Origin of the sequence: Massilia eburnea (assembly GCF_009720745.1) — a bacterium.
In the GTDB taxonomy this organism is placed as follows: Bacteria; Pseudomonadota; Gammaproteobacteria; order Burkholderiales; family Burkholderiaceae_D; genus Rugamonas; species Rugamonas eburnea.
Genome location: NZ_WNKX01000007.1, coordinates 100,982 through 116,402, shown reverse-complemented (window position 1 = coordinate 116,402; position 15,421 = coordinate 100,982). Strand labels below are relative to the sequence as shown.

General features: G+C 64.6%; 10 protein-coding genes. 8 read left to right on the top strand and 2 right to left on the bottom strand.

Features of this window, described 5'->3' with window-relative positions:
- Positions 1-44: 44 nt before the first annotated feature.
- Positions 45-2,690: a sensor domain-containing diguanylate cyclase gene (locus GM658_RS11365; RefSeq protein ID WP_371865081.1), complete on the bottom strand. Its 2,646-nt coding sequence runs from the start codon at positions 2,688-2,690 to the stop codon at positions 45-47.
- A 144-nt stretch (positions 2,691-2,834) separates the two neighbouring features.
- Between GM658_RS11365 and GM658_RS11360 the strand changes: the two genes are divergently transcribed.
- The 8 genes from GM658_RS11360 to GM658_RS11325 all read left to right on the top strand — a co-directional run bounded on the left by GM658_RS11360 (position 2,835) and on the right by GM658_RS11325 (position 14,577).
- Positions 2,835-4,067: a winged helix-turn-helix domain-containing protein gene (locus GM658_RS11360; protein WP_155454159.1), complete on the top strand. Its 1,233-nt coding sequence runs from the start codon at positions 2,835-2,837 to the stop codon at positions 4,065-4,067.
- On the top strand, positions 4,064-5,056 hold the full coding sequence (locus tag GM658_RS11355) for a DUF2804 domain-containing protein (RefSeq protein ID WP_155454158.1): 993 nt from the start codon (positions 4,064-4,066) through the stop codon (positions 5,054-5,056). The genes GM658_RS11360 and GM658_RS11355 overlap by 4 nt, the downstream gene beginning before the upstream one ends.
- Positions 5,057-5,068: 12 nt before the next feature.
- On the top strand, positions 5,069-7,432 hold the full coding sequence (locus GM658_RS11350) for a bifunctional acetate--CoA ligase family protein/GNAT family N-acetyltransferase (protein ID WP_155454157.1): 2,364 nt from the start codon (positions 5,069-5,071) through the stop codon (positions 7,430-7,432).
- 105 nt (positions 7,433-7,537) lie between these two features.
- Complete coding sequence (locus GM658_RS11345; RefSeq protein WP_155454156.1) at positions 7,538-8,206, top strand: hemerythrin domain-containing protein; 669 nt, start codon at positions 7,538-7,540, stop codon at positions 8,204-8,206.
- Positions 8,207-8,286: 80 nt separating this feature from the next.
- Positions 8,287-10,920: a DUF349 domain-containing protein gene (locus tag GM658_RS11340; RefSeq protein ID WP_155454155.1), complete on the top strand. Its 2,634-nt coding sequence runs from the start codon at positions 8,287-8,289 to the stop codon at positions 10,918-10,920.
- On the top strand, positions 10,917-11,369 hold the full coding sequence (moaE, locus tag GM658_RS11335) for a molybdopterin synthase catalytic subunit MoaE (protein ID WP_155454154.1): 453 nt from the start codon (positions 10,917-10,919) through the stop codon (positions 11,367-11,369). Before GM658_RS11340 ends, moaE begins: the two co-directional genes overlap by 4 nt.
- A 54-nt stretch (positions 11,370-11,423) precedes the next feature.
- Positions 11,424-14,006 carry an ATP-dependent chaperone ClpB gene (gene clpB, locus GM658_RS11330; protein WP_155454153.1) on the top strand — a complete coding sequence of 861 codons (2,583 nt, stop codon included), beginning with the start codon at positions 11,424-11,426 and terminating at the stop codon, positions 14,004-14,006.
- The gene (locus tag GM658_RS11325) at positions 13,987-14,577 is read left to right on the top strand and encodes an HD domain-containing protein (RefSeq protein WP_229416866.1); all 591 of its coding nucleotides are present in this window, start codon (positions 13,987-13,989) and stop codon (positions 14,575-14,577) included. The genes clpB and GM658_RS11325 overlap by 20 nt, the downstream gene beginning before the upstream one ends.
- Here the strand turns inward: GM658_RS11325 and GM658_RS11320 are convergent.
- The gene (locus tag GM658_RS11320) at positions 14,561-15,355 is read right to left on the bottom strand and encodes a helix-turn-helix domain-containing protein (RefSeq protein WP_155454152.1); all 795 of its coding nucleotides are present in this window, start codon (positions 15,353-15,355) and stop codon (positions 14,561-14,563) included. The two genes, GM658_RS11325 and GM658_RS11320, sit on opposite strands and share 17 nt — an antisense overlap.
- Positions 15,356-15,421 lie beyond the last annotated feature (66 nt).

Genomic DNA, 15,421 nt, shown 5'->3' with positions numbered 1-15,421 from the left:
AGCGCAAATATAGCGCAAACGGCAGGCCTATGTCTTGATCCGCGTCAGGCCGCGTTCGGCGAACGCACTTCGGCCAGCGCGGGGCTGCTGCGGTAGGTGTTGCGGCCGGCCTGTTTGGCTTCGTATAAAAGCGAATCGGCCCGTTTCAGCAACTCGGCCGGGTTGACATCCTCATTGCGGTAATAAGTGAGGCCAATGCTGGTTGAGACGTGCGCCAGGATGCCGTCCAGTTCAAAAGGCTGTTGCATTGCATGCACGATCTTGGCGGCGGTGGCAGTGGCGTCCTCCGGCTTGGAAATGCGGTCCATGATGATGGTGAATTCGTCGCCGCCCAGGCGCGCCACCGTGTCGCTGGCGCGCACCGTATTGGACAGGCGCGCCGAGAAAGCCTTGAGCAGCGCGTCGCCGACGGCGTGGCCGTAGGTGTCGTTGACCGGCTTGAAACGGTCGATATCGAGGTACATCACGGCCATCAGGCCGCCGCTTTCGCGGCAGGCGGCCATTGTTTCGCTGAGCTTTTGCAGGAATCCGGCGCGGTTGGTCAGTCCCGTCAGCGCGTCGACCTGCGACAGGCGCAGCAGCTGCTGTTTCTCGCGCTTTTGCGCCGTGACGTCCTGCCGCATCACGTGGAAGCCGACTACCGTGATGCCGTCTTCGTCCAGCTGCGGGATATAGACCACGTCATAAGTACGCGGGTAATCGCCGCCGTCGTCTTCCTCCTCGAAGGTCAGCGTTTCGCCGCGCAGCGCACGCGCAATGAAGGGCTGCAGCACGCCGTAGCGCTTCTCGCCCACGGTTTCCAGGATGGTGCGGCCGGTGACGTGCAGCCCCGATTTGCTGAATTCGCGCTCGTAGGCCAGGTTGTGGAAGCGGTAGATTTCTTCGAAATCGATGTAGGCGACCATGGCCGGCAGGGTGTCGGCGATGGTGCGCAGGCGCGATTCGCTTTCCCGCAGGGCCATGACGGACTTGCGCACCAGCGTGATGTCGTCCAGTGTGCCGACGTAGCCGGTGATTGCCTTGTCGATGACGATCGGCGCCACCTTGATCGAGGTCCAGACGATCTTGCCGTCCGGGTGCACGCAGCGCAGCGTTTCCTGGAAGGCTTGCTGCGTCTGGCTCAGGTGGCGCAAGGAGGCGCGCAGCATCTCGCGGTCGTTCGGATGCACGGCGTCAAACCAGCCATCGCCCAGGGCCGCCTCGCGCGGCATGCCGGTGATGGCTTCGAAAGTGCGGTTGACGTAAGTGCATTTGCCATCCTGGTCGGCGCGCACCAGGCCGAGCGGGGAGGCGTCGTTGACGGCCTGGAGTTCCGCCTGGTTCTGGCGCACCGCCAGTTCGGAGCGTTTGCGTTCAGTGATGTTGCGCGCCGTGATGGCAACGCCGTCCTCGATGGCGACGATCTGGTGCCGCAGCCACAGGCGCTCGCCGAACACGGTCGACTCGATTTCCTCTTCCAGCGGCTCGCCCGTCTGCAGCACGGCCAGGCATTTATCGAAGAAGCCTTCGCTGCGCCAGTGCGTCAGCATATCGCCCATGCGCTTGCCCAGCGCTTCGGCGGCAGGGTAGCCCAGGATGCTGGCGCCGCGTTCGTTCACATCGACCAGGGTGAAGTCCATGATGGCGCCACCGCTGCCGCCGGTGCGGCAGGCCTTCATCAGGAACAGCGTATCGAGGCTGGCGTCGACCGCCGCGTGCAGCTTTTCGCGCGCCTCGGTCGATTCGCGCATGCTCTCGCGCAGGCGCCGCGCCTGGCGCGTGAGCAGCAGGCTGAACACCAGCACCACGATGGAAACCAGGACGGTGACGACAAAGTACAGGCGGCGCTGGCTATTGTATTTGGCCAGTGCATGCTCGGTCGTGTCGCCTACCACCGCCGTCAGGGCGAAGCGCGGCATGTCGCGGAAGGCATAGATGCGCTGCGTCTGGTCGACCGGCGTTTTCAGTATGAGTTCTTCCGGCCGGCTGACAGGGTCGGCCGGGGCCACGAAATCCATGGTGTCGCTGATGAAGAGCTTCTCGTCGACCCGGCCGATGGCCAGGCCCGTGTCGCGGCTGATGAGCATCACCAGGCCGCCTTCGTCCACGTGCATGCGATCGTAGTCTTCAACAAAGAATGCCGGGTCGATCATCAGCACGATTGCGCCAGCGAACTTGCCGGCCTTGTCTTCCAGCCGGCGCGCGATCTGGATTTGCCATTTCTTGGTGATCGGTTCCACCATGGGGTTGGTGACGATGGTCGTATCGTCGCCCGTGGTGGACAAGGTTTTGAAAAAGGCCTGGTTGGCGGAGTTGGGCGGGAACGTGCCGTGCATGCTGTCCACCAGTTTGCCGTTGGCGTCGATCAGGGCGATCGGCAGTTCAAGCCTGGCCGGCATGACGGAATCGAGCAATCCCCCCCGTTTGCTGAATTCGGGCAGGCGCACGGCGCCGTTGGTTTCTTCGAACTTGAGCTTGAATAACTGGGTGGCATGTTCCGCCTGGCGCAGGACGTGGCTGGAGCTTTCGGCCAGCGTGCGCGCCAGCGAGTGGCTGTGCTGAACGGCGTCGTAGTGCGCGCTTTCGGCGTCCAGTTTCAGCTGGTAAAACACGTCGGCCCACATCACCACCAGCAAAACCAGGGTGAATGAGGGCAGCAGTATCACGCGATACAGCTGGCGAAGGACTTGGCGGGCGGTGGTCGTTGGCACGGCTTTATTCTGCGCCGAAAGCCCGGCAGCGGGGCGAAAAAAGCGGGGGAGTGCTGCTTGGCGGCCACCATCCCTCGTAAAATGCGAAGAAATACTGTCAAATCACTATTAAAATAGGCGATCACCTCCCATAGGAACCGAGACTTGACCGAATTGAATCTCACCCTGGCCGCGGCGCGCGCCCTGCACCTGGCGGCCCAGGGATTGCTGCAGCCGCGCCGGCGCAAGGCGCAAAAAGCCGACGTGCTGGACACCATCCGCAATATGGGCGTGCTGCAGATCGATACCATCCACGTGGTGGCGCGCAGCCCCTACCTGGTGTTGTGGAGCCGCCTTGGCGATTACCCGCAGCCCTGGCTCGAGGAGCACCTGGCCGAAGGCGCGTTGTTCGAGTACTGGGCGCACGAGGCCTGTTTCGTGCCGATCGAGGATTACCGCCTGCTGCGCCATCGCATGCTGGATCCGGCCTCCATGGGCTGGAAATATTCAGTGAACTGGATGCGCGAGCGGCGTGCCGACGTCGAGCGCGTGCTGCAGCATATCCGCAGCAACGGGCCGGCCCGTTCCGCCGACTTCGAACGTACCGACGGCAAGGGCGGCGGCTGGTGGGAGTGGAAACCGGAAAAACGCTCGCTGGAAGTGCTGTTCACCGCCGGCGAATTGATGATCGCTCGCCGCCACAACTTCCAGCGCGTGTACGACCTCGCCGAGCGCGTGCTGCCCGGTTGGCACGACAGCCAGATGCCGGATATGGACGAAGCGCGGCGCCAGCTGGCGTTAAAGACGGTGAAAGCCCTTGGGCTGGCGCGCGGCGCCTGGGTGGCGGACTACTATCGCACCAAGCCGCCGCGCCCCGACCTGGAAGCGCTGGCAGGGGAGGGCTTGCTGCTGCGCGCCCGTGTCGAGGGCTGGAAAGACACCGTCTACATCCATCCCGACCTGGCCGAGCTGGCGCAAGCTGCCGCCGACGGCGCACTGTCGCCGACACTGACCACCATCCTGTCGCCGTTCGACCCGGTGGTATGGGATCGCCGCCGCGCGGTCGACCTGTTCGGCTTCGACTACCGCCTGGAATGCTATACCCCGGCAGACAAGCGCCGCTACGGCTACTTCACACTGCCGATCCTGCGCCGCGGCGCGCTGGTGGGCCGCATCGACGCCAAGGCGCACCGCCGCGGCGGGATCTTCGAACTGAAAAACCTGGCGCTGGAGCCGGGCGTGCGCGTGACCGACCGCTTCGTGCGCGATGTGGCGGGAGCGGTGCAGCGCCTGGCCACCTGGCACGGCTGCCCGCACGTGCAGGTGCAGGCGAGCGAGCCGCCCGGCTTCGCGGCAACGCTGCAGGCGGAACTGGATGGGCAAGGAGTAGGGCAATGAAGCTGGCCCCTGCACCGCAACACGTGGTCGGCCCGGAGGGCAAGCCGAAATTGGGCCGCTTTTCCGGTGCGGCGGAGTCCTTCGGCTGGCACCTGCTGGCCGGAGAGCACGCGCGCAGCAGCCTGTGGCGCCGCTTCCACCACAAAAAATGGCACTACGTCTCGCTGGTGTCCGAGCAGGTGATGGCGGCAGTCGCCATCGTCGACCTGGGCTGGACCAGCACCTGCTTCTGCTACGCCTTCGACCGCAACGACAGCGACATGATGGCCAACTACTCGCAGGACGGCCTGCCGGGCCGCTTGTCGGTGGGCGTCGGCGAGCATGCGGGCGCCGCCAGCTGGTTCCGCACGCGCAGTACGCAGATCAGCATCGAGCCGCTGCCGGGCGGCAGGTTCCAGCTCACGCTGCGCTGTCCGTATATGGAAATCGACGCCGAATTCGGCCCGCCGATTGCGCCCTTGCTGCTGGCCACCGGCCCGGTCAAGGGCGGGGCGCTGCACGGCACCCAGAAGTCGCCCGGCATGCCGCTGACGGGCGAAGTGCGCACCTTCCGCGACGAGTACAAGCTCGATGGCGGCGTCGCCAGTTTCGATTACTCGAACGGTTTGCTGGCGCGTGAAACGGCGTGGCGCTGGGCCTCCGGGCATAGCCTGGAAATGGGTTTCAATCTGCAGTCCGGCTATTTCGGCGGCAACGAGAACGCGCTGTGGATCGACGGTGAGGTGGTGCCGCTGGCTCCCGCCCATTTCATCTTCGACCCGCACGACCCCATGCAGCGCTGGCATATCTTCACCGAAGACGACCAGCTGGAATTGTTCTTCACGCCGGACGGCGCGCGCCGCCAGGACCGCAACCTGCTGGTGGCGGCCAGCCGCTATATCCAGCCGGTGGGCCATTTCAGCGGCTGGGTGCGCAGCGAACCGGAAGGCGCCAAACGCATCGTCAGCCAGCTCGCTGGCGTGACGGAGGACCATTATTCACGCTGGTAAGGAAGATCGGCCATGAGCATCAGGAATATGGACAGCTTGTTCGAACCCGGCTCGGTGGCCATTTTCGGCGCCTCGCTGCGGCCGGACCGCATGGGCACGCAGGTGATGAACAATATGGCGGAACGCGGCTTTGCCGGCGCTATCTGGCCGGTCAACCCGAAGTACGAGCAATTGCGCGGCATTCCATGCTATGCGCGCCTGTCGGCGCTGCCGCGCGCGCCGGACCTGGCCATCATCTGCACGCCGCCGGACACGGTAGCCGCGCTGATCGCCGACCTGGGCGCGCGCGGCACACGCGGCGCCATCATCCTGACCCCGGTCAGCGATAGCGTCCGCCAGCAGACCCTGAAAGCTGCGCGTCCCTACCTGCTGCGCATCCTGGGCCCCGGCGGCATCGGCCTGGTGGCTCCCCTGGCGGGCCTGAACGCCAGCGCCGCCCATGCGGGTGCCAAGCCGGGCAAGATCGGCTTCATTTCCCAATCGGCGACCGTCATGACGGCGGTGCTGGACTGGGCGCGCCAGCACGGCATCGGCTTCTCGCGCGTGGTGTCGCTGGTGGAAGGCGGCGACATCGACCTGGGCGACATGCTGGACTTCCTGGCCGCGGACGAGGACACCGCCGCCATCATCATGCACATCGAAACCGTCACATGCGCCCGCAAATTCATTTCGGCGGCGCGCCTGGCGGCTCGCGGCAAGCCGGTGGTGGTGCTGAAGGCCGGCCGCAGCGGCGACGACAAGGTCTATGACGCCGTGATCCGGCGCGCCGGCATGCTGCGCGTCTACTCCTCGGCCGACCTGTTCGACGCCGTGGAAACGGTGGCGCGCGCGCGGCCAGGGCGCGGCACGCGCCTGGCCATCATGAGCAACGGCAGCGGCACCGGCCAGCTGGCGGCCGATGCGCTGCAATACGTACACGGCAAGCTGGCCCAATTCTCGCCGGAGACCGGCAAGCGGCTGCACAAGGAATTGCCCGCCGGGCTGTCGCTGGCCAATCCGATCGACATCGGCGGCGAGGCCAGCGCCGAGCGCCATGCGGCGGTCGCCAGTGCGCTGCTGGCAGACCAGAACGCCGATGCGTTGCTGGTGGTGCACGCGCCGTCGTCCGCCACCGCCAGTACCGGCGTGGCGCAAGCCCTGGCGCCCCTGGTGCAGCAAAGCAGCCGCTGCGTGTTGTCCTGCTGGCTGGGCGGCGAGGCCGTGGCGGGTGCGCGGCAAGTCTTCGCGGACGCCGGCCTGCCAAGCTACGACACGCCGGAAAAAGCCGTGCGCGCCTTCAGCCAGGTAGTGCAGTACTCGCGCAACCAGGCCTTGCTGATCGAAGTGCCGGCCCAGGTGCCGGCGCATTCGGTCCCGGAGCGCCAGGCTGCGCGCCACCTGGTGGAAGCCGCCCGCGCGGCCGGCCACGCCGAATTGCCGCCGGCCGACCTGGCCGCGGTGCTCGCCGCCTATGGCTTGCCGTTCGCCCATGGCGCCGCCGCTGGCGACGCACAACAGCTGCGCATCGGCATGCAGGCCGATCCGGTGTTCGGCCCCGCCATCAGCGTCGGCCTTGGCGGCAGCGCCGGCCGGGTTGTCGACGACCGCGCTGTCGGCCTGCCGCCGCTGAACACCGTGCTGGCGCGCGACATGCTGCGCCGTACCAGCGTTGGCCGCACCCTGGTCGCCGAGCGTGAAGTCCTGTGCCGCGCCCTGGTGCATGTGGCCGAACTGGTGGCCGACATCGGCGAGATCGCTGCACTGGACATCGATCCCGTCAGCGTGGTCAACGGCGTGCTGCAAGTGCATGGCGCGCGCGCCACCCTTGGCCCGCGCCGCCCCGAGAGCAGCATGGCGATCCGCCCCTATCCGCAGGAACTGGAGCAGGAAATCGACTGGCAGGGCGCTCCTTTGCTGCTGCGCCCGATCCGCCCGGAGGATGCGCCGGCCCACGTGCGTTTTTTCAGCCAGCTGGCCCCCGACGACGTGCGCCTGCGCTTTTTCTCGGCGATGAAGGAATTGCCGCCGACCCAGCTCGCGCGCCTGACCCAGATCGACTATGACCGGGCGATGGCCTTCATTGCCACCCGCACTGGCGCGGATGGCTTGCCGGAAACGCTGGGCGTGGTACGGGCGGTGGCGGACCCGGATAACCAGAAAGCGGAATTCGCGATCATCGTTCGTTCCGATTTGAAAGGCAAAGGCTTGGGAAATATCCTGTTCCAGAAATTACTTGACTATTTCCGCAGCCGAGGGACGCGTGAAATCACAGGCGAAGCATTGTCGGAGAATATCGGAATGCAACAACTGATGCGAAGATTCGGCGGAACCGTGACGCCGTCGCGAGAAGCTGGTATGGTTGATCTTCGCCTTGCGCTGCATTCGAAAACCTCCTAAATTAGGAGGGCGCTGTGACGTTACATTGAAGAATGTCAAAGCGAACCTGTCGGGCTAACTTACACTTGTACTTCCGTTTCCGCGTAGCGATATTTGGGAGCAAGAATGTTAACGGCCACATATACATTAGTTGCGCTATCCGTTGAACAGGCTAACGTGCGCCTTAGCCTGCTGTCGTTTCAAAAATACGTGCAATCGACGCTGTTGCAGCAACAGCGCCTGACCCTGTCCCAGCTTGAATATGCTTGCGAAACCCTGGAACGCCTGTACCAGGCCTGTCACTGGCGCAAGATCGAGCTGTATCTGATTCCGGCGCTGCAAAACGCAACGGAGCAGGCCAACCAGTTGCTGGATGAATTGAGCCGCCTGAACAACGCTGCCTTGTCGGTGATCCGGCGCCTGCAGTCGGAGCTCGATGAGGCGACTGAATACACGGAACGCCAGGTCACGCAGATCTGCGAATCGATCGAGACTTTCTGCACGCTGCTGCTGCAGCGCCTGGAGAAAGAGGAAAAGGAATTGTTCGCCATTGCGCGCTCGGCGATCGGTGGCGAAGCGTGGTTCGACATCGCGAACAAATTCCTGGCCCATGACGCCCAAGTGGTGGAAGCGCGCCGCGTGCCCGCTTCCGCCGAAAAAGACAGGAAGGCTTTGTCCGAAGCCAAGCAGGTGCGTGCATCCCTGCGGCAAGAAGGCGAGGCCGAGATTCCTGTGCCGAAGCTGCGCTACCACCGGCGCAGCCGTTCGGCCCATCGCGCTGCGGATACGGCCTGAACACGCCGTGCCTGCATTCGCCGCCCTTGCCGGGCGGCGCTGCGCTATGATGGTGGTTTTGATCCATTCATAGCACAACTATGTTTGAGTTCCTTTTCAAGCAGCAGGCCAGCCAGGCCAGCGTTGCCGGCCAGCCCAGCGCCGGCGGACCGCAGGCGCCGCTGGGGTCTCCCGCAGAACGCCGCGCGGCGCAAGCCGAGCTTGCCCGCAACCTGGGTGGGGACGAGGCTGCTGCGGTTGAGCTCATCCTGAACAGTGAATTCGCCGACGTACGCCTGGCTGCGGCCGAGCACGTGACGTCGCAGGCTGCGCTTGAGAGGGTGCAGCACGCCGTGCGCAACTCCGACCGGCGCGTTGCCAAGCTGATGCAGGGGCGGCTGGATGCGATCCGCCATGTGCAGGCCGAACAGAAACAGGCGCAGGCGTGCATTGCCCTGGCGCAGCGTTTGTTGGCTGATGAAAAGCTGACCCCGAATCTCGTGGCCGACCTGGACCGGCAGTGGAAAGTGGTCGATGCCGCGCCTGAGGCTGCTGCTGAGTTCAGCCATGTGCGCGAGGCGCTGGCCGAACGGCTGGAAGCGCAGGTGTCGCTGCAGCGTGCCGTGATCGATGCGCTGGCAGCGCTGCGCAAGCACCCGGATGCCGGCGCAGTGGAACGGCTGGCCAGCGAGCACGCCGCGCATATGGCATCGCCCGAGCGCGCTTCATTGCCGCGCCATCTCCTGAATGATTTCGATGCCGCGCTGGCGGCGGAGCGGAGCGTCCAGCAAGCAGCCGCTGCCGCACCCGCGGCGAGCAGCGTTGCGGCCGCACCGGGCGCGGCCAGCACGAATACCCCGGCGCGCACGCCTGGCGCCGCAGACGGCCAGCCCAGCGCAGTCAATGGCGGCGCATCCGCCGGCGTTGCCGAGAATGCCCCGCAGGCCGCGCCTGCCGGCAACGCGGATTCGGCGCCGGGCGGAACCGCCGAAGCGGCCAATGGCCATGACGGGGCCGCGCTGCGGCCCGCGCGGACGCCGAAGGATAAGCACAAGCCGACGCCTGCCGAGCTGGAAGCCAACCGCCAGTTCATGGACATGGTGGAAGCCATGGAGGCCGCCCTGGCGCAGGGCCAGCTTCACATCGCCGCCGAACACGACAAGACGCTCAAGGACAGCAAGACCGGCCGCCTGACCCCGGCCCAGGCCGAGCGCCTGGCCCACGTTCGGGCCGACCTGAAACGCCTGGGAGACTGGGCGCGCTGGGGCGGCAATGTGTCGCGCGAAGAACTGGTGCACGCCGTGGAAAGCCTGCCGGCCGCAGGCCTGGGCATGAGCGAGCTGGCGAAAAAAGTCGGCAGCATGCGCGAGCGCTGGAAGGCGCTCGATGGCGTTTCCGGCGCCGCCCCCAAGTCGCTGTGGGAAAAATTCGACGCCGCCTGCACGGCCGCCTATGCTCCTGCGGCCGCCCATTTCAAGCACCTGGCCGACGAACGCCATTCCAATGCGGCAAAGGCGCAACAGCTGGTCGATGAAGCCAACGCCCTGATCGCCAAGGATGCAGCCCAGCTGGAAGCCGCCGGCGGCGCCCAGGCCGACCGCGAAGAATCCGCTTCGGGCAACCTGCCGCACACGCACGACTGGCGTGCGCTGGCGTCGACCACGCAGCGCCTGCGCCAGGCCTGGAGCCGCCTCGGCACCATCGACCGCAAGGACAAGAAACGCCTGGACGCCGCCTTCAGCAAGGCCATGGATGCCTTGATGGCTCCACTGGATTCCCAGCGCCGGATCGAAGTGGCGCGCCGCGAGCAGTTGATCGAGGAAGTGGGCAAGCTGAATCCGCTCGACCGCCATACCATCGACACCTTGCGCCGCCTGCAGGAGTCCTGGCAAGGCCACGCGCGGGCCTTGCCCCTGGAGCGCAAGACCGAGCAAGCCCTGTGGCAGAAATTCCGCAGCGCCTGCGACCAGATCTTCGCCAAGCGCAAGGAACACGCCCACGCCGCCGACCATGAACGCAAGGCCCACCTGCACGCGCGCGAAGCAATTTGCGCGAGCCTGGAATCGGCGACATTCGAAGGCGACGATAAGGCAGTTTTGGCTGCCATCGGCAAGACATTGAAAGATGCGGCGGCCGCCTGGCACGCGTCGGGCGTGGTACCGCGTTCGAGCGAACAGAAAATCGACCAGCGCTACCGGGCCGCGGTGGGCGCGCTGCAATCGCAGGCCGATACCATCCGCAAGAGAGCCGGCGCGGCACAGGCCAATGCCATGCGTGAGAAACTGCGCCTGGTGCAGGCGCTGGAATGTGCGGTGGCCGATGCGGGCGACATCGATCAGGCGGAATGGAGCAGCCGCTGGCAAGCCTTGTCCGCGCTGCCAGCGGAGCAGGAGCGCACTTTGCGCACCCGTTTCGAGGCCGCGCTGAAAGCGGCCGTGGAGGGCGGCGCCGCGCGCTCCGCCTATGCCGCCCAACTGGAAAACAACCGTCAACGCCTGCTGTCCGAAGTGCTGCGCCTGGAGATCGTGGCCGGCATCGACAGCGGGGCTGAATTTGCGAAAGACCGATTGAAAATGCAGGTAGAAGTGTTGCAGTCCTCCTTGAAATCCGGCCAGAAGCCGGCCAGCCACGCCGCCCAGTTCCTTGCCCTGTGCGCCATGCCCGCCCTGGCGGATGCCCGCACGTCCAGCCGCATTGAGCAGCTGTTCCGCAAGATTGGTGCGGAGGGCAAATGAACGAAGTACGCATTCAAACGCAGGACTTTGACCTGTCCCGGGAAATGGCGCAACTGCGCGCCGGGAACGCCAAGGTCGGCGCTATAGTCAATTTCGTCGGCACCGTGCGCGACCTGAATGAAGGCGCCTCCGTTGCCGAAATGGAGCTTGAGCATTATCCGGGCATGACCGAGCAATCGATCCAGGCCATCATCGACCAGGCGAAGCAACGTTGGCCGATTTATGGCGCACTGGTTATCCACCGGGTCGGACCGCTCGAGCCCATGGACCAGATCGTGCTGGTGGCGGTGACTTCGCCGCACCGGGGCGAGGCATTCTCAGCTTGCGAATTTATTATCGATTACCTGAAGACGGAGGCGCCGTTCTGGAAAAAGGAGCAGACGCCGGAGGGAGCTCGCTGGGTTGATGCCCGTACAAGCGACGACGATGCGTTGAAAAAGTGGTCTTGAAAACTGTTAACGCATCCTCATGTTGTCCTTGACAATTCATCAGGAGCGTTTGAAATGCGCCAAGACAAACTTACAACAAAACTGCAAGAAGCCCTCGCCGACGCCCAGAGCCTGGCCGTCGGCAACGACAACCAGTACATTGAACCTGCGCACCTGCTGCTCGCCCTGCTGAACCAGGAAGACGGCGGCGCGCGTTCGCTGCTGCAGCGCGCCGGCGTGAATGTCGGTGGACTGGCACAGGCGCTCAAGCATGCGATGGAACGCATGCCGAAGGTGTCCGGCGGCGACGTCACGGTCAGCCGCGAGTTCGTCAACATGCTGAACCAGGCCGACCGCGAGACGCAAAAGCGCGGCGACCAGTTCGTCTCCAGTGAAATGGTGCTGTTGGCGATCGCCGAAGACAAGGGCGACGCCGGTAAGCTGGCGCGCGAGAACGGCTTGCAGCGTAAAGCGCTGGAAACCGCTATCGACGCCGTGCGCGGCGGCGCCAAGGTCGACTCTCAGGAAGCGGAAGGCCAGCGCGAGGCACTGAAGAAGTACACCCTAGACCTGACCGAGCGCGCCCGCATGGGCAAGCTGGACCCGGTGATCGGCCGCGACGACGAGATCCGCCGCGCCATCCAGGTGCTGCAGCGCCGTACCAAGAACAACCCGGTGCTGATCGGCGAGCCTGGCGTCGGCAAGACCGCCATCGTGGAAGGCCTGGCGCAGCGCATCGTCAATAACGAAGTACCTGATTCCCTGCGCGGCAAGCGCGTGCTCTCGCTCGACATGGCTGCGCTGCTGGCCGGCGCCAAATACCGCGGCGAGTTCGAGGAACGCCTGAAAGCCGTGCTGAAGGAACTGGCGCAGGACGAAGGCCAGACCATCGTCTTCATCGACGAGTTGCACACCATGGTGGGCGCCGGCAAGGCCGAAGGCGCCATGGACGCCGGCAATATGCTGAAACCTGCGCTGGCGCGCGGCGAGCTGCATTGCCTGGGCGCGACCACGCTCGACGAATACCGCAAATATATTGAAAAGGATGCTGCGCTGGAGCGCCGCTTCCAGAAGATCCTGGTCGACGAGCCGAGCGTGGAGGCGACCATCGCCATCCTGCGCGGCCTGCAGGACAAGTATGAGCTGCACCACAAGGTCGAAATTACCGACCCTGCGATCATCGCGGCGGCGGAACTGTCGCACCGCTACATCACCGACCGCTTCCTGCCGGACAAGGCGATCGACCTGATCGACGAAGCCGCTTCCAAGATCAAGATCGAGATCGATTCCAAGCCGGAGGTGATGGACAAGCTTGAACGGCGCCTGATCCAGCTCAAGATCGAGAAGGAAGCCGTCAAGCGCGAAAAGGACGAGGCGTCGAAAGCGCGCCTGCAATTGCTGGACGACGAGATCGCCAAGCTGCAGCGCGAGTACAACGATTACGAGGAAGTGCTGAAGGCCGAAAAAGCCAATGTGCAAGGCACCACCCATATCAAGGAAGAAATCGAGCGCATCAAGCAGCAGATGGAAGAGGCGACGCGCGCTTCCAACTGGCAGCGCGTGTCCGAGCTCCAGTACGGCAAACTGCCGGAGCTGGAAGCGCAGCTGAAGCATGCGGAAGCCACCGGCGCCGCCGAACAGGCAGGCGACAAGCCCAAGCTGCTGCGCACCCAGGTCGGCGCGGAAGAAATCGCCGAAGTGGTGTCGCGCGCGACCGGCATCCCCGTCTCGCGCATGATGCAGGGTGAACGCGACAAGCTGCTGCACATCGAAGAGAAGCTGCACGAACGCGTAGTGGGGCAGGACGAGGCGATCAGCGCCGTAGCCGACGCCATCCGACGCTCGCGTGCCGGCCTGTCGGACCCGAATCGTCCGTACGGTTCCTTCATGTTCCTCGGCCCGACCGGTGTCGGTAAGACGGAGCTGACCAAGGCGCTGGCGAACTTCCTGTTCGACTCGGAGGAATCGCTGATCCGCATCGACATGAGTGAGTTCATGGAGAAGCATTCGGTGGCGCGCCTGATTGGCGCGCCTCCAGGCTACGTGGGCTACGACGAGGGCGGCTACCTGACCGAAGCCGTGCGCCGCAAGCCGTACAGCGTGATCCTGCTCGACGAGATCGAGAAGGCGCACCCGGACGTGTTCAACGTGCTGCTGCAAGTGCTGGACGATGGCCGCATGACGGACGGGCAGGGCCGCACCGTGGACTTCAAGAACACGGTAGTGATCATGACGTCGAACCTGGGTTCGCAGAAGATCCAGTCGCTGGACGAATCCGATCCTGCGGTGGTGAAGCTGGCGGTGATGGCCGAGGTGCGGGGCCACTTCCGTCCCGAGTTCATTAACCGGATCGATGAGATCGTGGTGTTCCACGGCCTGGACGACAAGCATATCGGCTCGATCGCACGCATCCAGCTGCAGATCCTGGAGCAGCGCCTGAAGCGCATGGACATGGGCATGGAAGTGACCGAAGCGGCGCTGCAGAAGATCGCCGAGGCGGGCTACGACCCGGTGTATGGCGCCCGTCCGCTGAAGCGCGCGGTGCAGCAGCAGATCGAAAATCCGCTGTCGAAGCTGATCCTGGAAGGCCGCTTCGGCCCGAAAGACACGATCCTCGTCGACGCACAGGGCAGCGAGCTTGTCTTCCGCAAAGCCTGATCCAGCCCGGCTGGCCGGCCGCCTCGCGTTCCTGCGCGAGGCGGAGCGGCTCAAGAGCGTTTTGCGCAGCGGCTTCACCTCGTCCGGCCGTCCCGAAAGCACCGCCGAGCATAGCTGGCGGCTGTGTCTGATGGCGCTGGTGTTTGCCGACGAGTTGCCTGGCCTGGATCTGGCGCGCGTGCTGAAGCTGTGCGTTGTGCACGACCTTGGCGAAGCAATCCATGGCGATATCCCCGCCATCCACCAGCATGCCCATCCGGACAAATCGGCGCAGGAGAGCGAGGATTTGCTCACCTTGACGCGCGACCTGGACCCTCCGCTGCGCGCCGAAATCATCGGTCTGTGGGATGAGTACGAAGCCGCCGCCACGCCGGAAGCACAGGCCGTGAAGGCGTTCGACAAGCTGGAAACCATCCTCCAGCACAACCAGGGCGACAATCCGCCCGATTTCGATTACGCCTTCAACCTGGGATATGGCCGCAAGCACACCGCCACTGCTCCGCTATTCGTGGCCCTGCGCGACATACTGGACGCGGAGACCAGGCAGCGCGATGTCAGTTCCGGGTGTTGAAGAATTCAGTGGGCGGGCAGCCGAAGGTCTTGCGGAACATGGCGGTAAAGGCTGATTGGCTGGAATAGCCCAGCGCATCGGCCACTTGCGATAAGGGCATGCCGCTGGTGATCATCGGCGCCGCATGCGCGAGGCGCGCCTGTTGGCGCCATTGGCCGAAACTCATTCCCAGTTCTTTTTCGAATAGGCGCGCCAGCGTGCGCTCGGAAGCTCCTGCTTTGCTGGCCCATTCTTCCAGCGTTTCGGTTGCGCTTGGATCGGACAGCAAGGCGTCGCATAAAGTTCGCAGCCGCTTGTCGCGCGGCATGGGAACGCGAATCGGCCGCGTGGCCAGCTTCGGCAGTTCATCCAGGATCAGGCTGCAGATCAATTGCGAACGATGGCTTGGCGCTTCGGGATCTTCCTGCTCCAGCGCCATCACCAGTTCGCGCAGCAGCGGCGATACCTCGAGCACCTTGCACGGCTCGCCCGGGAAGGGATCGTAGGAGGTCACGAAATAAACAGGGCGCAGGCGCGCAGTTTCGATCACGCTGAGCGAGTGTTTGACGTTGGCGGCGGTCCAGACGGCACGCTGCGGCGGGACGATCCAGCTGCTGTCCATGGCGTTCACACGGATCACGCCTTCCAGCGCCAGGGTAAGCTGGGCGCAATCATGCGAATGCGTTTGCAGCGCACGCTGGCAGACCAGGTCACGCGCGATCATGGTGACTGGCTGGATTTCGGTTGGTTCGCGGCGGCTTTCGTGCGGGCCGGTATGGGTGACGACCTGGATCGGCATAGGATGGCGGTTTTGCGATAAACGATGTCATCCTAGCTCAAAACTGCCGGATACAGTGTTCCTAAA

What these genes read in the sequence shown, in the direction of transcription:
- GM658_RS11355 (WP_155454158.1), top strand. Translation starts at nt 4,064, where the DNA reads ATGAAGCTGGCCCCTGCACCGCAACACGTGGTCGGCCCGGAGGGCAAG.
- GM658_RS11350 (WP_155454157.1), top strand. Translation starts at nt 5,069, where the DNA reads ATGAGCATCAGGAATATGGACAGCTTGTTCGAACCCGGCTCGGTGGCC.
- GM658_RS11345 (WP_155454156.1), top strand. Translation starts at nt 7,538, where the DNA reads ATGTTAACGGCCACATATACATTAGTTGCGCTATCCGTTGAACAGGCT.
- GM658_RS11340 (WP_155454155.1), top strand. Translation starts at nt 8,287, where the DNA reads ATGTTTGAGTTCCTTTTCAAGCAGCAGGCCAGCCAGGCCAGCGTTGCC.
- moaE (WP_155454154.1), top strand. Translation starts at nt 10,917, where the DNA reads ATGAACGAAGTACGCATTCAAACGCAGGACTTTGACCTGTCCCGGGAA.
- clpB (WP_155454153.1), top strand. Translation starts at nt 11,424, where the DNA reads ATGCGCCAAGACAAACTTACAACAAAACTGCAAGAAGCCCTCGCCGAC.
- GM658_RS11320 (WP_155454152.1), bottom strand. Translation starts at nt 15,355, where the DNA reads ATGCCGATCCAGGTCGTCACCCATACCGGCCCGCACGAAAGCCGCCGC.